This window comes from Pseudomonas putida (genome assembly GCF_028682395.1).
GTDB lineage: Bacteria > Pseudomonadota > Gammaproteobacteria > Pseudomonadales > Pseudomonadaceae > Aquipseudomonas > Aquipseudomonas putida_AB.
Map to the genome: position 1 here is coordinate 1 of NZ_JANHLC010000032.1, position 897 is coordinate 897.

Sequence of the window (897 nt, forward strand, 5' to 3'; positions counted from 1 at the left end):
AGCCATGAGTAACAGAATCGTTTGCCAGTTCAGCTGCGGTGCTGCTTCTGCGGTCGCCACCAAACTGGCGCTGGCCGAATATGGCCCAACCCACGATGTGCAGATAATCAACGCCTTCCTGGCCAATGAGCACGACGACAACCGGCGGTTCGCCCAGGACTGTGAAGTCTGGTTCGGCCAATCTATCACCGTGCTTCGGGATGATAAATACGGGGCCGACGTGCAGAGCGTGTTCCTACGCGAACGGTATATGAAGGGCCCTCACGGAGCGCCATGCTCGACGCTGCTTAAGCGCAGGCTGCTCTCCACCTACGAACAGCCTGGTGACGTGATGATCTTCGGCTACACCGCTGAAGAGACCGATCGGCTGGACGACTTCAGAGAAAGAAACCCAGACCGACCAGTGATTGCGCCGCTAATAGATCGAGGCCTGGGCAAAGAGGACTGCAAAGCCATCATAGAACGAGCCGGTATCGAACTGCCTGCCATGTATCGCATCGGCTATTACAACGCGAACTGTATTGGCTGCCCAAAAGGCGGCGAAGGGTATTGGCGCGCAATTCGTGAAGACTTTCCAGAGGTGTTCGAGCAGCGGTGTTTGGTTCAGGACGAACTGGGGCCCGGCTCATGGTTTCTTCGCTACCGGTCAGGACCTAGGAAGGATGAGCGATTCCCTTTGCGCGACCTTCCTGTTGGCCCAATCGCGCGCAACGAGAAGCTGCCCAACTGCAGCTTTTTCTGCGAGATGGCCGAAGCCGATATCGCCGCAACAGCTTAACCCCTCTCCCACCTACCAGCCTGCCGACTACCGGCGGGCGAGGAATCCCTATGTCTGCAATTCTTCAGCGCTTCCACCAGACCGCCAACGATGCCCTGGTCAACCTCAGCGAGCACTGC

1 protein-coding gene is annotated in these 897 nt (G+C 57.7%); it reads left to right on the plus strand.

Annotated features, from left to right (window positions below; genetic code table 11):
* The first annotated feature begins 4 nt into the window (after positions 1 to 4).
* Positions 5 to 778, plus strand: coding sequence for a hypothetical protein (locus NPS46_RS25095; RefSeq protein WP_274112042.1), 774 nt, complete (start codon positions 5 to 7; stop codon positions 776 to 778).
* The last annotated feature ends 119 nt before the right edge of the window (positions 779 to 897 follow it).

What these genes read in the sequence shown, in the direction of transcription:
- NPS46_RS25095 (WP_274112042.1), top strand. Translation starts at nt 5, where the DNA reads ATGAGTAACAGAATCGTTTGCCAGTTCAGCTGCGGTGCTGCTTCTGCG.